Here is a 22,918-nt window from a genome sequence, read left to right on the forward strand (position 1 = left end):
CATAGTCTCGACATTGTTGCGCGGCAAGCATTGCCATGGTGCCAGCAAGCGTTATTCGAACGGCCTCGATAACCCTTTGTTTACGAGCCCTTCACGACCTAAGTCTAGGCTTCGAGGCTTCTTCGCCTGCTGGTAAAATGCTGGACTAAGGAAAGACACGAAGGATCATGCCGACCGGTCGGCCCCGCCTGTTCGCGCTTCTTGGCGCCATCGCCGCGCTGATGCCCGGCGTGGCGATCTGTGGCAGCGCCGATGTGCGGGTCACTTCGGCCATTCCGATGCCTGGCGTACAGGACAAGGCGCAACAGGCCCCCACCCCCGGCGTCACGCTCTTGAAAAGCGGCCTGGATGCGCTGGCAGCTGGCGATATTCCCGGCGCGCGCGGTGTGCGCGATGCCCTCCCCGCACAATCGCTCGACCAGCACATATTGGCCTGGGCGATCGCGCTCTACGGGGGCGACAAGGTTCCGAGTGGCGATATCGCGGCGGCCGCGAAGATGCTGCCCAATTGGCCAGGCACCGTTGCATTGCGCAAGAACGGCGAGCGCGCGCTCTATCGCGAGAACCCAGCGGCGGACATCGTCATCAAGGCCTTCGACGGCAGCCAGCCGCAGACATTCGAAGGCGTGATGGTTCTCGCGCGCGCCTATGTGTCGTCCGGCAACGCCAAGGCGGCGCGATCGGCGTTGTCGCCGTTCTGGCGCACCGCGATCCTGGACGCCAAGGACGAGGCGGCTCTGATCAAGGAGTTCGGCGCCCTTGTTCCCGCCGCCGATCACCGTTTTCGCATGGAACGCATGTTCTATGCCGACCGGGTGAATTCCGCCTTGCGTGTCGCCGGCCTCGCCGGCGCCCAGCAGCTTGCCGACGCCTGGGTGGCGGCCGACAGAGGCGACAAGAATGCGGCCAAACTGCTCAAGGCGGTGCCGGTGGCGCAGCGTTCGGCCGGCTATTTCTTCGCGCAGGCCGAATATCTGCGCAAGCAGGAGGATTTTGCGGGCGCAGCGGCGGTTGTCATGAAAGCGCCGGCAGACCGTGAATCCCTCGTCGATCCGGACGCCTGGTGGGTCGAACGCCGGGTGCTGTCGCGCGAACTGGTCGACCAGGGCGACATGAAGACCGCATACAAGATAGTCGCCATGCATGCAGCCGAAAGCGCGGCCAATGCAGCGGAAGCCGAGTTCCATGCCGGCTGGTATGCGCTGCGCGGCCTGAGCGATCCCAAGCTCGCGGCGACGCACTTCGCGCGCATCGCCGAGCTAGCTCAGGGGCCGATGACCCTGTCGCGCGCCTATTACTGGCTCGGCCGCTCGGCGGAAGTCGGCGGCCCCGGCAATGCCAAGGATTATTTTGGACGTGCGGCGACCTACGGAACGACGTTCTACGGCCAGCTAGCCGCCGAACGCGTCGGCCGGCAGGCGCTCAACATCGTCTATCCCCAGCCAAGTGCCGCCGACCGGCAGAACTTTGCCGGCCGCGAGGCCGTCTCCGCCATCAAGCGCCTGCAGGAGGCAGGCTACGACCGTTATGCCGAAACGCTCTATCGCGACCTTGCCGGGCAGTTGACCAGCCCGGGTGAACTGGCGCTGCTCGCTGTCCTTGCGGAAAAGCAGAACAACCATTTCATGGCGCTGAAAGTTGGCAAGATCGCCGGGGCGCGCGGCATCGATGTCGGTGCGTTGTCGCATCCGCTCGGCGTCATCCCCGATTCGGCCAATATTTCCGGTTCGGGCAAGGCGCTGGCCTATGCGATCGCCCGCCAGGAAAGCGAATTCAACGTCGGTGCCGTATCCAGTGCCGGCGCGCGCGGCCTGCTGCAGCTGATGCCGGGAACCGCCAAGCAATTGGCGAAGAAGGCCGGATTGCAGTTTTCGCAGACCAGGCTGACAAGCGACGCCGGCTACAATGCAACGCTTGGTTCGGCGTTCCTTGGCGAACAGCTCGATCGCTTCAACGGCTCGTACGTATTGACCTTCGCGGGCTACAATGCGGGCCCCGCCCGGGCCAGCCAGTGGGTGGCGAAATACGGCGACCCGCGCGGCAAGGACATCGATGCGGTGGTGGACTGGGTCGAGCGGATTCCCTACACGGAAACAAGAAGTTACGTGCAGCGCGTGATGGAGAATTACGAGGTCTACAAGATGCGTATTTCCGGCAAGTACGACATTGTAGGCGATCTCGTGAATGGGCGCAGCTGAGGCTCTTGCTCTCCCCGTGCGAGGAGAAGGAGGAGCCTTTCCCGTTTGACCCTCCAGCGCTCCGTCTATAGCAGTCGTGGACGATCTCGCGGCCAAGGCGTCCGTTCCATGTCGAGCAATCCAGATTTCTCCGACTTCTTCTATGCCGCGCCAGATGGGCTGAGGCTTCACGCGCGTGTCTATGGCGAAGCGAGTTCCGCCCATTGGCCGGTCGTCTGTCTGCCTGGCCTGACGCGCAACGCGCGGGATTTTCACGAGCTTGCGCTCTATCTCTCAACGCGATCCGCTCTTGCGCGCAAGGTTGTCGCTTTCGACTACCGCGGACGCGGGCAGTCGGCCTACGATCCCGATGTCAGTCACTACAATGTCGGCATCGAAGCCGGCGACGTTCTTGCCGGGCTGGCCGCACTCGGTATCGAACAGGCGGCCTTCATCGGCACCTCGCGCGGCGGGCTGGTGATCCATGTCCTTGGCGCGATGCAGCCGGCGGTACTGAAAGCCATCGTGCTCAACGACATAGGGCCAGTGATCGAAGCCGCCGGCCTCGCTCACATCCAGTCCTATCTCGAACGCACGCCAAAGCCGAAAACCTTCACCGAGGCGGTGGATGCCCAGCGCAATGTTCATAGCCAGGACTTTCCAGCGCTTGCTGAGGGCGACTGGGAGCGAATGGTGCGCGCGCTCTATCGCGAGACGAATCAAGGGCTGCTGCCCGATTTCGATTCGAAGCTGGTCGACACTGTTGCCAATCTCGACCTGTCACAGCCATTGCCGCCTCTTTGGCAGCAATTCGATGCGTTGGCGGCCATTCCGCTGCTCGTCATACGCGGCGCCAATTCAAGGCTATTGTCCCAGGAAACGCTGGAGGAGATGCGAAAGCGTCATCCTCCCGGCACCAGGACAATCACCGTACCGGATCAGGGCCACGCACCCTTCCTGGAGACCGGTAACCTGCCCAATGAGATCGCGCTCTTTCTGGATCAAGCAGAGGCGCAGAAAAATCCGGGGTAAGCCCCGAGAGCAACCAAGGTCTTGGGGTCATGGCGGAGAGGATGGGATTCGAACCCACGAGAAGCTTTTGACCTCTACTCCCTTAGCAGGGGAGCGCCTTCGACCACTCGGCCACCTCTCCGTTGTGCCGGTGGATAAAGAAAAGCGGCGGCACAATCAACAAGCCCGCGTCATTAATATGGAAAAATAAGAGCGTACCGGACCGCGGCTTTGCGCGATGCGGGGATTCTGCGGCAATTCCTGGCTGGTAGAACTGGCCGCGGGTTGCGCTTTGGTGCAGATCGAGCGTTGAATTGCCTGGACTAGATGGGGGGCAATCGCGTGTTCATCCTGCCTCGCTGGCAAATACCGCCGGCAGAATCCAGTAAGGCCACCGGATCGGTCGATCCTGACCTTGCACCGTCCCAAGCGGCACGTTAGCAAGAAGGCCCCCTTCCAAGCGAGCTTTCGACATGCCTCAGCGCCCTGCCCTCTCACCACTCATCGCCGCGCTTCCGTCGACCGTGCCGTTTGTCGGCCCCGAAGCGCAGGAGCGTGAACGCGGGCGCGCTTTCCGTGCCCGCATCGGCGCCAATGAGAGCAGCTTTGGCCCCTCGCCGCGCGTGATCGCCCGCATGGAGAGTGTCGCGCGCGACCAGTGGATGTATTGCGACCCGGACAATTACGACCTTAAAGTTGCGGCGGCCGCGCATCACAATGTGGCTGTCGAGAACGTCGTTGTCGGCGAAGGCATCGACGGCCTGCTCAGCCTGGTGGCGCGCATGTATGTGGCGCCTGGCGATGCGGTGGTCACCTCGCTCGGCGCCTATCCTACCTTCAACTTCCACATTGCCGGTGTCGGCGGCCGGCTGGTGAGCGTCCCATACGAGAACGATCGCGAAAGCCTGGACGGTCTGCTCGCGGCGGTCGTCAGGGAAAAGGCGCCGCTGGTCTATCTGTCCAACCCGGACAATCCGATGGGCAGTTGGTGGGAGGCCGACGAGATCATCGGCTTCATACAAGCCCTGCCGGAAACCACCATGCTGGTGCTCGACGAGGCCTATGGCGAGCTGGGACCGGCCTCGGCCCTGCCGCCGATCGATATTTCGCGGCCAAACGTCATCCGCATGCGAACCTTTTCGAAGGCCTACGGACTTGCCGGCATACGGTGCGGCTATGCGTTGGCCGAGAGGCTGGTGATCAGCGACTTCGAGAAGATCCGCAACCACTATGGCGTCAGCCGCATGGCGCAGATCGCCGGCGTCGAGGCGCTCGCCGACCAGGCCTATCTCGAGACGGTGGTGGCCCGGGTGGCCGCCGGACGGCGGCGCATCGCTGATATCGCCGAACAGAACGGGTTGAAGCCGCTCGCCTCGGCGACCAATTTCGTCACCATCGACTGCGGCCATGACGGTGCTTTCGCCCTGAAAGTGCTGCAGGGACTGTTGTCGCGCGACGTCTTCATCCGCAAGCCGGTGGCGCCAGGACTAGACCGCTGCATCCGCGTCAGTGTCGGTCTCGACCACGAATTGGATATCTTCGCCGAGGAATTGCCGGGCGCATTGGCGGCGGCGCGGGGAAACTAGGGCACTTCCGGGCGCTCAGGAGCCATCGCTACGCCGAGCAGATGCCTGGCACGCGTCAGCACATCCGACAGTTCCGCGGCTTCCTTGTCATTCAGGCTCGCGGTCAGGCGGGCGAGATCACGATCCGTAGCCGCATGAAGTGCGGCAAGCGCGGCCTGGCCGCGCGCGGAAAGCGAAAGAACGCGCGATCGTAGCGGCGCGGGACCGGTGCACATTTCAGTCAGGCCGGCGGCAGAGAATTTGCGAAGGATTCTAGTGACATAGGCAGGATCCACCTGAAGGCCCCGAGCGATTGCGGAGGCCACCGGTTCGAGATCGAGCCGAAGCGCTCGGGCCAGAAAGCCTGTCTTGCCGCCAGGATTGGTGGGGCAATCGCGGGGGTGATGACCGAGCTCGAACAGCACCCGCGCCTCGGTCAGCGTATAGGCACTGTGCATCAACGTCTCGTCGAGCAACCCTATCAGCCCGGTATAGAACCGGTTGAAGCGGCGGATATCGCCGACCAAGGCATTGCGATCGCTCATGCCAGAAGCCTCCGGGAAATTTCCAGACCGCAGGGATGATGGCCAGAAAATTGACCCAGTCAACCATTTACTGGATCAAGTCACTTATTTCCGCAAAAACTCCCGGTCTTCGATTGGATAGTACCTCAAGCCAGTTGCCTTCGTTCGGTGCCGCGCCAGACTCTATGCAAGGGAGTGAGCCATGAAAGACCGGAAAAGGGCGGTTCAGGCGCGCATATACGGCAAGGTTCAAGGTGTCGGCTACAGGATCTGGGCGCGAGGCGAAGCGACAAGGTTCGGGCTGCTGGGCTGGGTGCGCAACGAGAGAGACGGCTCGGTGACGGCATGGCTTACCGGCGCCGACGCGGCGGTTGCGGACATGATCGAGCGACTACGGCAGGGCCCGCTGGGAGCGGCGGTCTCGCGGATCGATGTGGAAGAGCTGGAGAGTTGGACCACGCCTGGAGATTTCAGGATCATTGCGTAGGAGCATTTCGCTCTCTTGAATTAATTGAACGTTCGTTTTATTACTACCGCCATCAGCGAGGCGATGATGGCACGCACCACAGGATCAGACGGCGGGCGAACCGAGGCGGCAATCCGCGAAGCGGCGGTCAGCCTGATAGCGCGCTACGGCTATCAAGCGATGTCGATGCGCCAGTTGGCCGCCGAGGTCGGCGTCCAGGCAGCCGCGCTCTATCGCTATTTCCCGACCAAGGAAGAGCTGCTGTTCACACTGATGCGCGAGCATATGCAAGGACTTCGCGAAGCCTGGGAGCACTCCAGGCCGGCCGGCGCGGATCCGGCGCGGCAGCTTGCCGCCTATGTGCGCAACCACATCGCCTTTCATATCGAACGCCGCCACGCCACGCATGTGTCGAACATGGAATTGCGCAGCCTGTCGCCCGGCAGGCTGACGCAGATCCTGCGCATGCGCACGGCCTACGAAAAGGAACTGCGTTCGATCCTGCGCGATGGCGCCGAGGCGGGTATTTTCAGCGTCGAGGACACCGGCCTGACGGCCATGGCGCTGATCCAGATGATGACCGGCGTCATTGTCTGGTTCCGGCCGGGCGAGCGATTGTCGATCGCTGAAGTCACGGCAACATATCTTTCGATGACAATGCGCCTGGTCGGCGCGAAGATCGATGGGGTCATGCGGCAGGAGGAACGGCATGTACACGAACACGCTCAGCTTCGGGCATGACGAGGACATCGAGGCGCTGCGCGACCTGGTCCGGCGCTTCGCGCAGGACAGGATCGCTCCGCTCGCAGCCGACATCGACCGGGAGAACGAATTCCCCGCGCATCTGTGGCACGAACTCGGCGCGCTCGGCCTGCTCGGCATAACCGCCGATCCCGATTTCGGCGGCAGCGGCATGGGCTATCTCGCCCACGTGATCGCGGTCGAGGAGATTTCGCGCGCCTCGGCATCGGTCGGCCTCTCCTATGGCGCCCACTCCAATCTCTGCGTCAACCAGATCAACCGTTGGGCAACACCGGCACAGAAGGAAAAATACCTGCCGCCGCTGTGTTCGGGCGAGCATGTCGGGGCGCTCGCCATGTCGGAGCCCGGCGCCGGCTCCGACGTGGTGTCGCTCAAGCTGCGCGCCGATAAGCGCAATGACCGTTATGTGCTCAACGGCACCAAGATGTGGATCACCAACGGTCCGGACGCCGAAACGCTGGTCGTCTACGCCAAGACCGACCCGGAACGGCAATCGCGCGGCATCACTGCCTTCATCGTCGAAAAGGCGATGCCGGGGTTTTCGGTGGCGCAGAAGCTCGACAAGCTCGGCATGCGAGGCTCCAACACCGGCGAACTGGTCTTTTCGGATGTCGAGGTACCGTTCGACAATGTGCTGCACGAGGAAGGACGCGGCGTCGAGGTGCTGATGTCTGGCCTCGACTATGAGCGCACCGTGCTTGCCGGCGGGCCGATCGGCCTGATGGCGGCGTGCCTCGACGTGGCGATCCCCTATGTTCACGAGCGCAAGCAGTTCGGCCAGCCGATCGGGGAATTCCAGCTGGTGCAAGGCAAGCTTGCCGACATGTATACGGCGATGAACGCAGCGCGCGCCTACGTCTACGCCGTCGCCGCCGCCTGCGACCGCGGCCAGACCAGCCGTAAGGATGCCGCCGGCTGCGTGCTGTTTGCCGCCGAGAAAGCGACGCAGATGGCGCTCGACGCCATCCAGCTGCTTGGCGGCAACGGCTATATCAACGACTATCCGACCGGCCGGCTGCTGCGCGACGCCAAGCTCTACGAGATCGGGGCCGGCACCAGCGAAATCCGCCGCTGGCTGATCGGCCGCGAAATCATGGCGGAGGGAGCGTAGCATGGCCACGCTGCAAACCCAGATTTCTCCTTCCTCCGAGACCTTCCGTGCCAATGCCGAGCGCATGAGGGCTCTGGTTGCCGACATCGCCGAAAAGGCCACGGCCGTCGAGCGGGGCGGCTCGGACGAGGCACGCGAGCGCCATGTCGGCCGTGGCAAGCTGTTGCCGCGCGAACGCCTGGCGCAATTGCTGGACACCGGTTCGCCTTTCCTCGAGATCGGCCAGTTCGCGGCCTGGTCGATGTATGGCGAGGAGATTTCGTCGGCCGGCCTGATCGCCGGCATCGGCCGTGTCGAGGGCACCGAGGTGATGGTCGTCGTCAACGACGCCACCGTGAAGGGCGGCACCTATTATCCGCTGACGGTGAAGAAGCATCTGCGGGCGCAGGAGATCGCACTGCAAAACAACCTGCCTTGCGTCTATCTGGTCGACAGCGGCGGCGCCAATCTGCCCAACCAGGACGAGGTGTTTCCCGACCGCGAGCATTTCGGCCGCATCTTCTACAACCAGGCCAACATGTCGGCGGCCGGCATCCCGCAGATCGCCTGCGTCATGGGTTCCTGCACGGCTGGCGGCGCCTATGTGCCGGCGATGTCGGACGAGACGATCATGGTGCGCAACCAGGCGACCATCTTCCTCGGCGGACCGCCGCTGGTGAAGGCGGCCACCGGCGAGGATGTCAGCGCCGAGGATCTGGGCGGCGCTGATGTGCACACCCGGCTTTCCGGTGTCGCCGATCACTATGCACTGGACGACGAACACGCGCTCGCCATTTGCCGGCGCATCATCAAGAACCTGAATCGGAACAAAGCTGTAAGCCTGAAGTTACAGAAAGCGATTCCGCCGCTTCATCCGGCGGATGAGCTTTACGGCATCGTCCCGACCGATCTGCGCCAGCCCTATGACGTGCGCGAGGTGATCGCGCGCGTCGTCGACGGCTCCGAATTCGATGAGTTCAAGCAGAACTACGGCACGACGCTGATCACCGGCTTTGCCCATCTCCACGGCATGCCGGTCGGCATCATCGCCAACAATGGCGTGCTGTTTTCCGAGAGCGCGCTGAAGGGCGCGCACTTCATCGAATTGTGCTGCCAGCGCAAGATCCCGCTGGTTTTCCTGCAGAACATCACCGGCTTCATGGTCGGCAGGAAATACGAGGCGGGCGGCATCGCCAAGGACGGCGCCAAGCTGGTGATGGCGGTTGCGACCGCCAGGGTGCCCAAGGTGACCGTCATCGTCGGCGGTTCGTTCGGGGCCGGCAATTACGGCATGTGCGGCCGCGCCTACTCACCTCGCTTCCTGTGGATGTGGCCCAACGCCCGCATCTCGGTGATGGGCGGCGAGCAGGCGGCGACGGTGCTCGCCATGGTCAAGCGCGAAGGCATCGAGCGCAAGGGCGGGGAATGGACCGCCGAGGAGGAGGCGAAATTCAAGAAGCCGATCCTGATGAAGTACGAGCATGAAGGCCACCCGCTCTATTCCTCGGCAAGGCTCTGGGATGACGGTATCATCGATCCGGCCCGGACACGCGAGGTGCTGGCGCTCAGCCTGTCGGCCGCGCTCAACGCCGAGATCGAGGAGACACGCTTCGGTGTGTTCAGGATGTGATGATGAGCGCCACGGGCGACCGGATCAGCGTTCACACCGGCGACATCACCAAGCTGGCGGTCGATGCCATCGTCAACGCCGCCAACTCCTCGCTGCTCGGTGGCGGCGGGGTCGACGGAGCCATTCACCGCGCCGCCGGGCCGGAACTCGAATTCGAATGTCGCATGCTCAATGGCTGCAAGACGGGCGATGCAAAGCTGACCAAGGGTTATCGGCTGCCGGCCCGCCATATCATCCATACGGTCGGGCCGGTTTGGCAGGGTGGCGGCAAGGGTGAGGCAGAACTGCTCGCCTCCTGCTACCAGCGCTCGCTCGAAATCGCTTTTGCCAATGACTGCCGGACAATTGCCTTTCCAGCAATCTCGACTGGTGTCTACCGGTATCCGAAGGCTGAAGCGACTGCGATCGCGGTCCGAACGGTCGGCAGCTTCCTTGCACGGAACACATCGCCGGAAACCGTTACTTTCTGCTGCTTCGATGAGCCGACTTCAGAACTATACCGAAGAGCCATTGCTGCTCTGGGGGAAAGTTGAACTGTATGGACCAATCGATTCATCATCATAGCCAAATGAAAATTTCTACCGGCGAACTGGCGGCGGCACCGAATTTTCGCTATTGCTCACACTGGGTTGGGCAATTGGGCTGGGGTGAAAATGGTTCGGAAATATTGTCGCAAGTCGGCTGCGTCGATACTTGCAGGATTACTAATGCTCTCGGCGACTGGCATGAGCATGGCCAAATCGCTTGCAGGCAGAAAAGGCCACGTTCGTTTCCCGGTGCTGACCGGACTGCTTGTCGTAACGACAGTCGCCGCCGCGACGGCGGGCTCACTGGCGGGAAGCAAGGGAGACGTGCATTTTCCACCGACCATGGGCTCGGATCCGAAGAGCGAATGCAACGTGGCGTACAAAGCCTATATCGCGGCGGGCGGTCATTCGGCCTACGCCACGACCTTTTATTCGCGCGTTGTCGACCTCTACATCATCTGCGGGACGAAGCTCAACGCGCCGTCCCAGAAGGCCGCGGAAGAAATGGCGCTGCGCAACTGCCAGGCCGGCTTGACACGGTGGAAGCTCAAGACCGCGAGCGGCGGCTGCGCCATCTCGGCGTCGAAGTAGGCAGGGCCGAACGCCAGCTGGAGCACTCCCTTGGTAAGGGAGAGGTCGAGGGAACGTCTGCCAGCATAGGTCGGCGGGACAGCGTGCCTCTCGTGGGGGATATGTCGGGCAGGACTGAGGCGAGCGCGAAGCAAGGCCTGCGTCGCTCGAAGCAAATTCGCCGCTGGAGGCTCCATGTTTAGCAAGATCCTGATCGCCAATCGGGGCGAGATCGCTTGCCGCGTCATCCGCACCGCCCGCAAGCTCGGCGTGCACACCGTCGCCGTCTATTCGGATGCCGACGCGAGATCCCTGCATGTCGAAATGGCCGACGAGGCGGTCCATATCGGCCCCTCGCCTGTCGGCGAGAGCTATCTGCGCGGCGACAGGATCGTCGCGGCAGCGCTTGCAACGGGTGCCGAAGCGATCCATCCGGGCTATGGCTTCCTCTCGGAAAACCCTGACTTCGTCGATCAGGTCACAGCCGCAGGGCTCACCTTCATTGGCCCATCGGCCGCTTCGATCCGCGCCATGGGGCTCAAGGACGCCGCCAAGCGGCTGATGGAGAAAGCCGGCGTTCCGGTCGTGCCGGGCTATCATGGCGAGGCGCAGGAGATCGTGCTGCTTGCCTCGAAAGCCCGCGAGATCGGATATCCCGTGCTGATCAAGGCGCGTGCCGGCGGCGGCGGCAAGGGCATGCGGCGCGTCGAGCATCCCGATGATTTTTCCGAGGCGCTGTCCAGCGCCCGGCGCGAAGCCAAGGCCGCCTTCGGCGACGACCGCGTGCTGGTCGAAAAATACGTCGACAAGCCACGGCATATCGAAGTGCAGGTGTTCGGCGACAATTTCGGCAATGCCGTGCATCTCTACGAACGCGACTGCTCGGCGCAACGCCGCCACCAGAAGGTGATCGAGGAGACCCCCGCCCCCGGCATGACGCCGGCCTTGCGCAAGGCGATGACGGAGGCGGCGGTGAAGGCCGCCAAGGCGATCAACTATTCCGGCGCCGGCACCATCGAGTTCATCGTCGACGCCTCGCAAGGCCTCAAGGCCGACCGCTTCTGGTTCATGGAAATGAACACCCGCCTGCAGGTCGAGCATCCGGTCACCGAGATGGTCACCGGCACCGATCTCGTCGAGTGGCAGTTACGCGTCGCCAGCGGCGAAAAACTACCGAAGACACAAAGCGAGATCGCGCTTTGCGGCCATGCCTTCGAGGCGCGCATCTATGCAGAGGACGCGGCCAAGGGGTTTCTGCCGGCGACGGGCACGCTGCACCACCTGAAATTTCCGGGCGTTGCCCCCGAGGGTGCCGCGATGCGCATCGAGACCGGCGTGCGGGCTGGCGATGCCATCTCGCCCTATTACGACCCCATGATCGCGAAGCTGGTCGTCCATTCCGGGGACAGGCAGGCGGCGCTGGAGGCGCTCCGCACCGCGCTCGCGCAAATCGAGATTGCCGGCTCCACCGTCAACGCCGCTTTTCTTGCCGCTCTTGCCGCCGATCCGGATTTTGCGGCGGGCGACGTCGATACCGGCCTGATCGGCAGACACCAGGAGATGCTGACGGCGGTCGCGCCGCCGACCGGCGAAATCATCTCGGCTGCCGCGCTGGCGGCCTCGGGTGCCGGAGCATTGCCGTCGGACGACCCCTGGTCGTCGCTTGCCGGCTATGCGCATTTCCACGGCGTTGCGCGGCGCACGCGGCTGAAGTTCGGCGACGAGGCCATCCTGGCCAAGGTTTCAATGCGGCCGGACGGGCGCTTTCAGGTGGCGCTCGATGCGCCGTATGACAGCACCAATTCGCATGACCTTCGGGCCGTTCCCCGCCTCGCCCGCTGGCCTGGCCACATCACCGTGTTCGAAGGCGCTGTCGCCTATTCTTTCACCGTGCCGGATCCCCTGGCCAGGAGCGATGAAGCCGCTGCCGCCTCCGGCAGCCTGCGCGCGCCGATGCCGGGTCTCGTCAAGCTTGTGCGCGTGGCGAAAGGCGACGCCGTGATCAAGGGACAAATTCTGCTGATCCTCGAAGCGATGAAGATGGAGCACACCATCGCCGCCCCGCATGACGGGGTGATCGCCGAGATCGCCGGGGAAGGGTCACAGGTCACCGACGGGGCGGTGCTGGTGGGGTTCATCGAGGACCGGAACGCGTCGACCGCCGCCACCGGCCGATAGCCGGAGCGCATCGCGGACCGCAAACAGAAATGGCCGGGACGAACCCGGCCATTTCCTTGGACTAGAGCGGTTCAGAGTTTGATAGAATCTCTGACCCGCTCTAACTTCTTGTTTTTACGCAATTCTGGACGGAAAACCGCTACACACTTTTCCTAGAATTGCTCTAGCCGATCGTCGGAGCGATTACTGCGCGATCGGCGCGTACTTTCCGTCATGCCACTGGTTGATGTCATAGCTGGCATTTTTGAGGTCGCCCTTCTCGTCGAAGGTGACGTCGCCGACAACGGTGCTGATCGGCGTGCCGTTCTTCAACGCTTCGGCAACCTTGGCCGGATCGTCGCTGCCCGCGCGCTTGATGCCTTCGGCGAAAGCCTGGACCACGGCGTAGGAGAACAGCGTGAAGCCTTCCGGCACGAAGCCGCCGGCCTTGATCTTCTCGACGGCCGCCTTGGCTTCCGGCTTTGCCTGCGGATCCGACGGGAACACGAACATGGTGCCCTCGCCGGCCGGGCCGGCAACCTGCCAGAACTCCGGCGAGGCGATCGAGTCCGGCATGATCAGCTGGAACTTCAGGTTCTGTTCGGCCGACTGACGCAGGATCAGGCCAGCCTCAGGATGGTAGCCACCGAAATAGACGACATCGGCCTTGAGATCCTTCAGCTTGGTGACAAGCGCCGAATAGTCCTTCTCGCCGGGGTTGATGGCGTCATAGTAGACTTCCTTGAGGCCACCGGTATTCATGGTTGCCCTGACGGCGTCAGCCACGCCCTGACCGTAGGCGCTCTTGTCGTGCAGGATGACCACATTCTTGCCGGCATACTTCTTGGCGATCCATGGGCCGATGAAGGCGCCCTGTGCGTCGTCACGCGTATAAAGACGCATGATCGTCGGCCAGCCGGACTTGGCCGCGGCGTCGGTCAGCACCGGGTTCGAAGAGGCCGGGCTCATCATCAGCGCACCGGCTTCGGCATAGACGGCCGAGGCCGGAATGCTCGAACCCGAGCAGGCATGACCGTCGATGAACTTGACGCCGTTGGCGATGATGCGGTTGGCGACCGAAACGGCCTGCTTGGGGTCGCACTGGTCGTCCTCGATGTCGAGCTTGATCATCGAGCCGTTGACGCCGCCCGCGGCGTTGATGGCATCGGCCGCGGCCTGTGCGCCCTGCTTGAACTGATCGCCGATGGTCGCGAGTTGTCCGGTCATCGGGCCGACCACCGATACGGTGATGTCGTCGGCGAATGCGACAGGCGCGCTCATCATCAGGCCGAAAATGGCCGCGCTCAAAATACTCATTTTTTTCATGACAATAGAACTCCTCCACTCACGCGCGGCCGCCCCGGCCGCGCTTCTTCCAGAGAGGCGGGACAATTTCATCCTTCACCGGGCCTGTCTAGGCGCATTGGCGCCGCTCGATTGGGCCTGCGCGGTCTCATCCACGCAAAAAGCCACGCCAGCCTTGTTCCGGCTGGTCGTGGCTTTTTGCCTGTCAGGCTGTTTCCCCGGCGCCCCCCGCGCTGTGAACCCAACCCACCTTCCCTGTCTTCCTGTTGGCCATGATCTTGCCGAAGCCCCGATTCCACTTTCGGGATCATGGTCCGTCGCGCGGCTTGGACCTGTCGGCCTGCCGCATTCTTTTTGTTGTTGGCCCGTGGCCTGGCTGTCTGCGCAGCCTTGTCCCTGTTGGCCCGACCGTCTTTTAGCGGTCTTGGCCGGAGCGTCCCCGTCTGGCGGGACTCAGTGCATCGTCATCCATTCGCGGGCTTCGCGCAGCGCCTTGGCGATCTCGACCTTCGACATGGCCGCCGAGAGTTCCGAGCGCAGTTCCGCGGCGCGGGCCGAACCCTTGATGGCGGCGATGTTGAACCATTTGTGGGCGGCAACGACATCGGTCTCGCAATCGCGACCGGTCGCATACATCATGCCCAGTTCGAAAAGAATGTCGGCCTGGGCAGTTTCCCCCATGGCGCCGAAGCCTGCTTCAAGCATTTCAAAACGTGCCATTTTAGTCCCCTGTCTGGCTCCCGAGAGCTGCCTCCGTTTGTCTTGTCCGGGGCGCTCTTTCGATGCTTTCGAGAATGCCGCGCAGGCTTGAATCCGTCGTTAAATGGCGTGCTTAATTTGAGGAAAACAAAGCTAAAACAAGAGGTAAACACGGAAATTCGTTAAGGATACGAAACCAGCAATTCGGCTGGTTTTCGCCAAATTTGACGAAAATTTTCGGGACCCCGATCAACACTCCGCTAACCACGGGAAACAAACACGACGCGGCGATCGTTTCCGTTTCCGTCCCGACAGAGCGAATTCAGCCGCTTTCAAAACGCCAAAGTCTTCCGTTGCGGCACCGCTTTTGTTTTGACGGAAGCTGGACTAGCTTACGTTTGCGTAAGCGGCAGACCGGCGAGGCGGAGCATCCGGCCGGCTATCCAAACGGAGGAAGACATGTTTCGAAAAGTGAGCCTGGCCCTGGCGGCCACTTTGATGCTGAGCGGCGCGGCATGGGCCGATCCGATCGAGGGCAACTGGAAAACGCAGGCAGGCGACACCGCGGCCATTTCAGGCGGCGATTCATTTTCCATTACGCTCAAGTCCGGTAAATATGCCGGCAAGACCATCGGATCGCTCAAGGCGGCCGGCGACAACAAATATACCGGCAACATCACCGATCCGGCAAACGACAAGACCTATTCCGGCAAGGCGACATTGGCTGGCACCTCGCTCAAGATGAGCGGTTGCGTGCTAGGCGGACTGATCTGCAAGAGCCAGACCTGGCACAAGCTCTGATCGTCCATCTCCTTGCGATCTCAAAACGGGGCCCAGCGGGCCCCGTTTTCGTTTTATCGACGCGCTGACTGTGACCTCGATGTCCGTTCGGGCCGGCGGCGACCCAGCCAATGTCCCGTCAATCAATTTGAACCGCAGATGAACGCCGGCATCAGAGCCGGTTCAGAGGCGTCAGGGCATTCTCCTGCGTGTTGAAGGAGACACGGACCCGATGCTTGCTCGCCGCTTCACCATCGTCTGCCTGCTGATGAGCCTGTTTGGGATGTTCTTCGCCATCCTCGTCGCCGAAGCGGCCCGGTCCCCCCGCTCCTGGGAGGAAGCCGCCAGAATGTGCCACCTCGCCTGCCCGACCAACCTTCGCCACTGAAACAGAGAACCAGACCTCGAAAAGAAAAGCACAGACATCATGAACCGCATCGCCGCCAACCTCGCCAAGACCCTCCGGCTCCTGCCGAGGGCGGCGCTTATCCTGGTGCTCCTGGCCGCTCCGGTCCTGGCGGTGCCGATGATGCGCGCCGATGCCGGCTCGACGATCGAGGCGCCGGCGCTCAGAAAGTCCGGCGTCGGGTTCGTGCTGCTGGTCAGCCTGCAGCGGGGTTGAAGAAAAATGGCGCTTTGAGCGCCTTCGGCGGCGAGCCCCCTCCCAACCGCCTCCCCAAGTCTCTATATTGAGTCATGGAAAAGCGAATCTACCCCCAAGCCATCGAATCAGTCGTCATGCCCGAGCCTTTTGGCCGGCAAAGCTTCGACAATGCCGAAAAGGCCGTTACCGCGCTGAAGGTGCTTTACAACCGCAACACCAAGTTCCTTCGCGATTCCTTCGCAGCCCTTGCCGCCGGCGGCGACAGCAGCAAGCGCTGCCGGGCCTTCTACCCCGAGATCGGCGTCACCACGAGTTCGTTCACCCAGGTCGACTCGCGCCAGGCCTATGGCCACATGCCGACGCCCGGCCATTTCGCCACCACGGTGACCCAGCCGGACCTGTTCGAGACCTACCTCATCGAGCAGCTTCGGCTGATCATGCGCAATCACGGCGTGTCGGTGACCGTCTCGGAATCGACCACGCCGATTCCCCTGCATTTCGCTTTCCTGGAAGGCACCTATGTGGACGGCGCCGCTGCCGAGCGCATCAAGCGGCCGATCCGCGACCTGTTCGACGTGCCGGATCTCGACGGTACCGACGATCAGATCGCCAACGGCACGTTCGAGGTCGCCTTCGGCGAGCCCCGGCCGCTGGCGCCGTTCACGGCGCAGCGCATCGACTATTCACTGCACCGCATGACGCACTACACCGCAACCAGCCCGCAGCATTTCCAGAACTTCGTGCTGTTCACCAACTATCAGTTCTACATCGACGAGTTCGTCGCCCGCGCCCGCGACCTGATGGAAAAGGGGGGCGACGGCTACACAGAATTTGTCGAACCCGGCAACGTCATCACCCGGGCCGGGCAGAGTGCGCCCAGCGAAGGCGTAGCACCACAGCGCCTGCCGCAGATGCCGGCCTACCATCTGAAGAAGCCCAACCATGGCGGCATCACCATGGTCAATATCGGCGTGGGTCCTTCCAACGCCAAGACCATCACCGACCATATCGCGGTGCTTCGGCCACATGCCTGGGTGATGCTTGGTCACTGCGCCGGGCTGCGCAACACTCAGGCACTGGGTGATTATGTGCTGGCGCATGCCTATGTGCGCGAGGATCACGTGCTGGACGACGATCTGCCGGTCTGGGTGCCGATCCCGCCATTGGCCGAGATCCAGGTTGCGCTGCAGGAAGCAGTCGCCGAGGTCACCGGCCTGTCTGGCTATGACCTGAAGCGCATCATGCGCACCGGCACCGTCGCCACCATCGACAACCGCAACTGGGAACTGCGCGACCAGCGCGGACCGGTGCAGCGCCTGTCACAGTCGCGCGCGATCGCGCTCGATATGGAATCGGCCACGATCGCCGCCAATGGTTTCCGCTTCCGGGTGCCCTATGGCACGCTGCTGTGCGTTTCCGACAAGCCGCTGCATGGCGAGTTGAAATTGCCTGGGATGGCGACCGAGTTCTACAAACGCCAGGTGGCGCAGCACCTGACCATCGGCATCAGGGCGATGGAGAAGCTGGCCGAGATGCCGATGGAGCGGCTGCATTCGCGCAAGCTCAGGAGCTTTTCGGAGACAGCGTTCCAGTAGGCGGTCGTGCGAAGCCTCGGCGAGGCAATTGGTCGTCTTGCTCAGGCCGTAATTTGGCGGACAAGCAAAATCGAACGGATCGGCAGGCGGCATTCGGCAGACACGACCTCAATGACAACAGGCGCGCGCTTGAACATGACGGCTGGGCTGGTATTCCTGGCGATAACGGTATTGTCGGCCGCTTTGTTGGCCGGGTTTTTCGGCGCGCTGCACCCCGCTTTCGATTCCTTCTCGCATTTCCGCATTCACTTCAGTGTGGTGATGGCGCTTCTGGCGCTGCCGCTGCTTGCGAGTTCCTACCGGCTGCAGGCGGCCGCGGCACTGCTCTTCGCCATCGCCTGCCTGGCCACGACGGCAAACGCACTGCCCAGGCTGTGGCCGCAGCCAGCAGTTGCCAAGCCCGCCGACCAGATCGTCTACAGCCTGCTGCAGATGAACCTGCGCTTCAACAACCCGACACCGAAGAAAGTGCTCTCACTGATCGGCCGCACCAATCCTGATGTGATCACCCTCGACGAAGTGTCGGCGATGTGGACGACCGAGCTTGGCTACATCGCCAGCGCCTACCCCTACCGTATCCTCTGCCCCTACCCGAACGGCATGTTCGGCGTGGCGCTGCTGTCGCGCCGGCCGTTTGCCGCCGACACCGCGCCGCGTTGCGAGCCGCGCGGCGCGATGGCGACCGCCACCATCGACTTTGGCGGGAGCGATGTCGATGTCGCCGCGATCCATTTGAGCTGGCCCTGGCCGAAGGAGCAATACTGGCAGATCGGCGAACTGGCGCAGCCACTGGCCGCGCTCGGCGAGACCGCGATCCTGGCCGGCGACTGCAACGCCGTGCCCTGGAGTGCGGCGGTGCGGCGGGTCGCGGCGCTCGGCGGGCTGACACTGATGCCTTCAGCCGGCCCGACCTGGATCCACCGGACACTGCCCGACTTCCTGCGCCGCTATGCGGGCCTGCCGATCGACCAGGTGTTCAGCAAGGGCGGGCTGAAGATCCTGTCATCGACGCGGCTGGAGGATACCGGCTCCGACCATCTGCCGGTGCTGGTCGAATTTACGGTTCGATCGGATCAGAAGCAGCCCGGGGATGGGCACGCCACGGCGCTCGCGGCGAGCGGCTTGTCAGCCAAGCCGCAGGGCTGACTTACACGCGCCGCGCAGCGCAGAAGCGTCGAGATGGCGAATGGATTGCGCGTTCAAGGTTTCCCGATCAAGGCAGCGATCAGATGTTCGACATGGCCGCCATCGCTATGCTCGCGCCGGTCGAAAGCGTTTTGCCTGGCCTCATATTCCGCATAGACGGTCTTGATGCGAAGCCGAGCCTCGCGGCGCGTCTTGTCGCATGATGGGTCGTTGGCAACCCGCAGGCCGGCTATCGACCGTTCCGTAGCGCGCATCATCTTCCTGGCGATGCGCCCATGCGTTTCCTCATGGGCGCGAACACCGGCGAAAAATCTGTTCCACCGCCTTTTCAGCGCTGGCGTCATGGGCGAACCAACGCGAGGGAAGGTGTAGAACAGATTGAGCGTGCCGTTGACCCGCCGCAGCCGGCAGAAGCCGTTGTCCTGCCCCCCGCCGAGATCCCAGTCGACGGTATAGGCAGTTGTGGCGATGGCATGCGTCATGAAGCCATGCTTGGGACCCTTGCTGTCCATCGCCTCGATGAAGGCCGTACCCGAGCTTCCCTTGATGTCGTAGGTCCGAGTCTGGACGATTGCCCTGGTGCCAGCCCAGGCCTCCGGCGCACACAGTGTTCCGATGACGATGAGGCATGTCAGAACTGTCCGGCGCATCGGCCTTCTCCTTGTCCCTGGAGAAGGGAACCACAAGCCGGTGATCGTTTCAACGGTTCTGCTGTGCTGCATGCCCGCGCAGCCAGCGCTCCGCGGCGTTTTTTCTGCCGCCGCGCCCTGGACAGCCCGGCGGCGCAGGGGTCACATGCCCTGGTAGACCGGTCCTTCACCACCTTGCGGCGGCACCCAGTTGATGTTCTGGTTCGGGTCCTTGATGTCGCAGGTCTTGCAGTGGACGCAGTTCTGCGCGTTGATGACGAAGCGCACGTCCTTGGCCTGCGGATCGGCGGCGGCATTGCCATCCGTGTCCACCCACTCATAGACGCCCGCTGGGCAATAACGCGTGGAAGGCCCGGCGAAGACATCGTGCTCCGACCGCTGCTGCAGCGCCATGTCGCCGACGATGAGATGGACCGGTTCGTTTTCCTCGTGATTGGTGTTGGACAGAAACACCGAGGAGAGACGGTCGAAGGTGAGCACGCCATCCGGCTTCGGATAGGCGATCTTCTTGTGCTGGGCGGCAGGCTCGAGCGTCGCATAGTCGGCCTTGCCATGCTTCAGCGTGCCGAAGGGCGAGACGCCGAACAGCGTGTTCAGCCACATGTCGAGGCCGCCGAGGCCGACGCCGATGATGGTGCCGAAACGCGACCAGAGCGGCTTGACGTTGCGCACCTTCTTCAGGTCCTTGCCGATGTCGGTCGCCCGCCAGGCTTCCTCGTAGGCGGAAAGCTCGTCATTGGCACGGCCGGCGCCGATCGCCTTGGCGACATGATCGGCCGCCAGCATCCCAGACAGCACCGCATTGTGGGAGCCCTTGATGCGCGGCACGTTGACGAAGCCGGCCGCGCATCCCATCAGCGCACCGCCCGGGAACGACAATTTCGGCACCGACTGCCAGCCGCCCTCGGTTATGGCGCGCGCGCCGTAGCCCAGGCGCTTGGCGCCCTCGAACGTGCCTGCGATCGCCGGATGGGTCTTGAAGCGCTGGAATTCCTCGAAGGGCGACAGATAGGGGTTCTTGTAGTTGAGGTGGAGGACGAAGCCGACAGCCACCTGGTTGTCCTCCAGATGATACAGGAACGAACCGCCGCCGGTCTTCATGTCGAGCGGCCAGCCGAAGGAATGCTGAACCAGACCCGGCCGATGGTTCTCCGGCTTGACCTGCCAGAGTTCCTTGAGGCCGATGCCGTATTTGCCCGGTTCGCGGCCATCGGAGAGGTTATATTTGGCGATCAGCTGCTTGGCGAGCGAACCGCGCGCGCCCTCGCCGATCAGCACATATTTGCCCATCAGCGCCATGCCCGGCGCGAAGCCCGGACCGTGCGTGCCGTCCTTCTCGACGCCCATGTCGCCGGTAACGACGCCGGTGACGGCGCCTTCTTCATTGTAGAGCAGGCCGGCGGCGGCAAAGCCTGGATAGATCTCGACGCCAAGCGCCTCGGCCTTGCCAGCCAGCCAGCGGCAGACGTTACCCAGCGAGACGATGTAGTTGCCGTGGTTGTTCATCAGCGGCGGCATCAGGATGTTGGGCAGGCGGAACGAACCGGCGGGGCCGAGCACCAGGAAATGGTCCGCCGTGACCGGCGTCTTGAACGGATGGTCGCTCTCCTCGCGCCAGCCCGGCAGCAGCCGGTCGATGCCGATCGGGTCGACCACGGCGCCCGACAGGATATGGGCACCGACCTCGCCGCCTTTTTCCAGCACGACGACGGAAAGCTCGGGATTGACCTGCTTGAGGCGGATGGCCGCGGCAAGGCCGGCCGGTCCGGCACCGACGATGACCACGTCGAATTCCATGCTTTCGCGTTCGATATCGCTCATCAACCCCTCCGCACTCGCTTGCCGCCGTTGGCGTATCTTGCTGGCTCCTGCGCTGCATAGCGCATCAATTGGCGACAGGAAACCGGCGCATACGTGACAATGCGGATTTGGCCAAAAAGTCGCGCATTCCGCGGCAGCCAAGCCGTTTCCGCGCGGCGCGGCCCCTCAAGCTTGCGTTTTCTATTGTTCGACGGCTTGCTTATCGGCCATACTTCCCGCCATGCGCATTCCCGGGCCAGGCGGCTTCTCTTCGACGCGCTTTCCATCAACGCCCTGCCGGGCCTGCCGGGCGGTTATTTTGGCCCTTCTGGCGTTGGCGCCGGGCCATGCCGTCGCAGATGAAGTGAAGGTCTGGGCTACAGGCGCGTACTCATTCTCCGACGAGCTTGGCGGTTTCCGCATCACCGGAGCCTCCGGCATCGGAACCAAGGACGATCCGCTTGTCATCACCGAAGAGCTGAATTCGGCGACACCCGTGACGCTGACCATCCGCACTACAAAGCCGATCCAGACATTCGGCAAGGCTGGAGAGTTTGCCAACGGCATCATGTATATGCGCCTTGAGGTGCTCAACAACAGCGGCCAGGCCTGGATCGAGTTCCAGTTCGAGCTGCAGGAAATACTGGATCAGCCAAGCGTGTTCGGGGACGGGCTTTCGTTCGACCAGCGCAACAAGACGCCGGACAATATCTGGTCGAGCAATTTCGCCGATTTCGACCGCGACTTCGAACCCTATGACCGGCTGCTGTTCAAAAACGGCAAGGTGGACCCGTTGAAGACCGCCAGCTTCGAGTTCCTGATGACCGACTACACGCCGCGATGGACCTTCTATCTCGTGCAGGATCCACGCATACCCACAGGCTAGACCGTCGCGAACCGCCTTCGCCGAGGTTGCAAATTGACGCCGCCCGGACGATGGTGCGGCCATGACTGCCGCCTCTCCCAACAATCCGGTCGATTTCGCCGATCTGCTCGCCTTCTATGCCAGCGTGGGTGTGGACGAGGCTCTGGAGGATGCGCCGGTAAACCGGTTCTCGGAGGCCGCGCCGAAGCCGGCGGAGCGCATGCCGACCACGACGCCACGCGAAAGCAGCGCACCGGAGCCGCCCGCTGCTCCGCCGCGATTCGATGCGCGCGCCGTGCCGGATGCTCCGGCCCCGCGCCCGCCGACCTCGGCCGTGCCCGACGAGGCGCAGGCTGCGTTGGCGCGCCAATTGGCGACCGCGGCAGTGTCCCTGGACGAGCTGCGCCAGCACATGGCCGCTTTCGAGGGCTGCAATCTCAAGGCCACCGCCAAGAACCTCGTATTCGCCGACGGCAACCCGCAAGCCGCTGTCATGCTGGTCGGTGAGGCCCCCGGCCGTGACGAGGACATTGAAGGCCTGCCCTTCGTCGGCCGCTCGGGCCGCCTGCTCGACCGCATGCTGGCCGCGATCGGTCTTGACCGCAACTCGGCCTACATCGCCAATGTCATTCCCTGGCGGCCACCCGGCAACCGCACGCCGACGCCGCACGAGACGGAAATCTGCCGGCCGTTCATCGAGCGTCAGATCGAGCTGGTCAATCCCAAGGTGCTGATCAATCTCGGCGGTCCGTCGGCCAAGACCTTGCTCAACACTTCGGAAGGAATCCTGCGGCTGCGCGGCAACTGGCGCGTCCACACCACGGCGTCCGGCATTGCCATTCCGGCCATGCCGACATTGCATCCGGCCTATCTCTTGCGGACGCCCGCGCACAAGAAGCTGGCATGGCGGGACTTTCTCGAGGTGAAGGCGAAGCTGCGGGCGCTCGGCTAGCGATGACCTCGCAGGTAATTGAAATGCCTTCAGCGTCGGCCTA

The 22,918-nt window shown here is 63.1% G+C and carries 22 protein-coding genes and 1 tRNA gene; 17 read left to right on the forward strand and 6 right to left on the reverse strand.

Annotation, left to right across the window (positions count from 1 at the left end; all coding sequences use genetic code 11):
* Window positions 1-167 precede the first annotated feature (167 nt).
* Together EN851_RS09905 and EN851_RS09910 are read left to right on the forward strand one after the other, a co-directional pair.
* The gene (locus tag EN851_RS09905; protein WP_135929079.1) at window positions 168-2,198 is read left to right on the forward strand and encodes a lytic transglycosylase domain-containing protein; all 2,031 of its coding nucleotides are present in this window, start codon (window positions 168-170) and stop codon (window positions 2,196-2,198) included.
* A 108-nt stretch (window positions 2,199-2,306) separates the two neighbouring features.
* Window positions 2,307-3,209 carry an alpha/beta hydrolase gene (locus EN851_RS09910; protein WP_127871374.1) on the forward strand — a complete coding sequence of 301 codons (903 nt, stop codon included), beginning with the start codon at window positions 2,307-2,309 and terminating at the stop codon, window positions 3,207-3,209.
* Window positions 3,210-3,239: 30 nt separating this feature from the next.
* Here EN851_RS09910 and EN851_RS09915 read toward each other — a convergent pair.
* Window positions 3,240-3,330, reverse strand: a tRNA-Ser gene (locus EN851_RS09915).
* Between the two features lie 331 nt (window positions 3,331-3,661).
* Between EN851_RS09915 and EN851_RS09920 the strand changes: the two genes are divergently transcribed.
* A complete protein-coding gene (locus tag EN851_RS09920) occupies window positions 3,662-4,774 on the forward strand; it encodes a pyridoxal phosphate-dependent aminotransferase (RefSeq protein WP_127871373.1) in 1,113 nt (370 codons plus the stop codon).
* On the opposite strand, the gene EN851_RS09925 is transcribed toward EN851_RS09920, so the two are convergent.
* Window positions 4,771-5,298, reverse strand: a complete 528-nt coding sequence (locus tag EN851_RS09925; protein WP_127871372.1) for a MarR family winged helix-turn-helix transcriptional regulator — start codon at window positions 5,296-5,298, stop codon at window positions 4,771-4,773. The genes EN851_RS09920 and EN851_RS09925 overlap by 4 nt on opposite strands.
* 181 nt (window positions 5,299-5,479) lie before the next feature.
* Between EN851_RS09925 and EN851_RS09930 the strand changes: the two genes are divergently transcribed.
* The 7 genes from EN851_RS09930 (at window position 5,480) to EN851_RS09960 (ending at window position 12,500) form a co-directional block, all read left to right on the forward strand.
* Window positions 5,480-5,764: an acylphosphatase gene (locus tag EN851_RS09930; RefSeq protein ID WP_127278538.1), complete on the forward strand. Its 285-nt coding sequence runs from the start codon at window positions 5,480-5,482 to the stop codon at window positions 5,762-5,764.
* Between the two features lie 66 nt (window positions 5,765-5,830).
* Window positions 5,831-6,484, forward strand: coding sequence for a TetR/AcrR family transcriptional regulator (locus EN851_RS09935; protein ID WP_127871371.1), 654 nt, complete (start codon window positions 5,831-5,833; stop codon window positions 6,482-6,484).
* Window positions 6,453-7,616 (forward strand): isovaleryl-CoA dehydrogenase, encoded by a 1,164-nt coding sequence (locus tag EN851_RS09940; RefSeq protein WP_135883368.1) that lies wholly within the window; start codon window positions 6,453-6,455, stop codon window positions 7,614-7,616. Before EN851_RS09935 ends, EN851_RS09940 begins: the two co-directional genes overlap by 32 nt.
* Before the next feature lies 1 nt (window position 7,617).
* A complete protein-coding gene (locus EN851_RS09945) occupies window positions 7,618-9,225 on the forward strand; it encodes a carboxyl transferase domain-containing protein (protein WP_127871369.1) in 1,608 nt (535 codons plus the stop codon).
* 2 nt (window positions 9,226-9,227) lie between these two features.
* Window positions 9,228-9,758, forward strand: a complete 531-nt coding sequence (locus EN851_RS09950; protein WP_135915308.1) for an O-acetyl-ADP-ribose deacetylase — start codon at window positions 9,228-9,230, stop codon at window positions 9,756-9,758.
* A gap of 120 nt (window positions 9,759-9,878) precedes the next feature.
* The gene (locus tag EN851_RS09955; protein WP_135929080.1) at window positions 9,879-10,343 is read left to right on the forward strand and encodes a hypothetical protein; all 465 of its coding nucleotides are present in this window, start codon (window positions 9,879-9,881) and stop codon (window positions 10,341-10,343) included.
* A 174-nt stretch (window positions 10,344-10,517) separates the two neighbouring features.
* Window positions 10,518-12,500: an acetyl/propionyl/methylcrotonyl-CoA carboxylase subunit alpha gene (locus EN851_RS09960; RefSeq protein WP_135929081.1), complete on the forward strand. Its 1,983-nt coding sequence runs from the start codon at window positions 10,518-10,520 to the stop codon at window positions 12,498-12,500.
* A 183-nt stretch (window positions 12,501-12,683) separates the two neighbouring features.
* Here EN851_RS09960 and EN851_RS09965 read toward each other — a convergent pair whose 3' ends face one another.
* Both EN851_RS09965 and EN851_RS09970 read right to left on the reverse strand, forming a co-directional pair.
* On the reverse strand, window positions 12,684-13,805 hold the full coding sequence (locus EN851_RS09965) for a branched-chain amino acid ABC transporter substrate-binding protein (RefSeq protein ID WP_127281159.1): 1,122 nt from the start codon (window positions 13,803-13,805) through the stop codon (window positions 12,684-12,686).
* Between the two features lie 432 nt (window positions 13,806-14,237).
* Window positions 14,238-14,504: a sel1 repeat family protein gene (locus EN851_RS09970; protein WP_135929082.1), complete on the reverse strand. Its 267-nt coding sequence runs from the start codon at window positions 14,502-14,504 to the stop codon at window positions 14,238-14,240.
* 438 nt (window positions 14,505-14,942) lie between these two features.
* Here EN851_RS09970 and EN851_RS09975 point away from each other — a divergent pair, with 438 nt between their 5' ends.
* The 5 genes from EN851_RS09975 (at window position 14,943) to EN851_RS09990 (ending at window position 18,608) form a co-directional block, all read left to right on the forward strand.
* Window positions 14,943-15,284 carry a DUF2147 domain-containing protein gene (locus EN851_RS09975; RefSeq protein ID WP_127871364.1) on the forward strand — a complete coding sequence of 114 codons (342 nt, stop codon included), beginning with the start codon at window positions 14,943-14,945 and terminating at the stop codon, window positions 15,282-15,284.
* 211 nt (window positions 15,285-15,495) lie between these two features.
* Entirely contained in the window at window positions 15,496-15,651 is a 156-nt protein-coding gene (locus tag EN851_RS36260; protein WP_167531191.1) for a hypothetical protein, read from the forward strand.
* A 39-nt stretch (window positions 15,652-15,690) separates the two neighbouring features.
* Window positions 15,691-15,885: a hypothetical protein gene (locus tag EN851_RS09980; protein ID WP_127871363.1), complete on the forward strand. Its 195-nt coding sequence runs from the start codon at window positions 15,691-15,693 to the stop codon at window positions 15,883-15,885.
* Window positions 15,886-16,001: 116 nt separating this feature from the next.
* Window positions 16,002-17,462, forward strand: a complete 1,461-nt coding sequence (locus EN851_RS09985; RefSeq protein ID WP_245520716.1) for an AMP nucleosidase — start codon at window positions 16,002-16,004, stop codon at window positions 17,460-17,462.
* A 135-nt stretch (window positions 17,463-17,597) separates the two neighbouring features.
* The gene (locus EN851_RS09990) at window positions 17,598-18,608 is read left to right on the forward strand and encodes an endonuclease/exonuclease/phosphatase family protein (RefSeq protein ID WP_189521800.1); all 1,011 of its coding nucleotides are present in this window, start codon (window positions 17,598-17,600) and stop codon (window positions 18,606-18,608) included.
* 53 nt (window positions 18,609-18,661) lie between these two features.
* On the opposite strand, the gene EN851_RS09995 is transcribed toward EN851_RS09990, so the two are convergent.
* Together EN851_RS09995 and EN851_RS10000 are read right to left on the reverse strand one after the other, a co-directional pair.
* The gene (locus tag EN851_RS09995; RefSeq protein WP_127278150.1) at window positions 18,662-19,258 is read right to left on the reverse strand and encodes a DUF922 domain-containing protein; all 597 of its coding nucleotides are present in this window, start codon (window positions 19,256-19,258) and stop codon (window positions 18,662-18,664) included.
* Between the two features lie 141 nt (window positions 19,259-19,399).
* Window positions 19,400-21,079 carry an electron transfer flavoprotein-ubiquinone oxidoreductase gene (locus EN851_RS10000; protein WP_135929084.1) on the reverse strand — a complete coding sequence of 560 codons (1,680 nt, stop codon included), beginning with the start codon at window positions 21,077-21,079 and terminating at the stop codon, window positions 19,400-19,402.
* A 220-nt stretch (window positions 21,080-21,299) separates the two neighbouring features.
* On the opposite strand from EN851_RS10000, the gene EN851_RS10005 reads away from it, so the two are divergent.
* Both EN851_RS10005 and EN851_RS10010 read left to right on the forward strand, forming a co-directional pair.
* The gene (locus EN851_RS10005; protein WP_135919565.1) at window positions 21,300-21,944 is read left to right on the forward strand and encodes a hypothetical protein; all 645 of its coding nucleotides are present in this window, start codon (window positions 21,300-21,302) and stop codon (window positions 21,942-21,944) included.
* A 61-nt stretch (window positions 21,945-22,005) separates the two neighbouring features.
* On the forward strand, window positions 22,006-22,875 hold the full coding sequence (locus EN851_RS10010) for a uracil-DNA glycosylase (protein ID WP_135929085.1): 870 nt from the start codon (window positions 22,006-22,008) through the stop codon (window positions 22,873-22,875).
* Window positions 22,876-22,918: the final 43 nt, after the last annotated feature.

It is taken from the genome of Mesorhizobium sp. M8A.F.Ca.ET.208.01.1.1, assembly GCF_004791315.1.
Classification (GTDB): domain Bacteria; phylum Pseudomonadota; class Alphaproteobacteria; order Rhizobiales; family Rhizobiaceae; genus Mesorhizobium.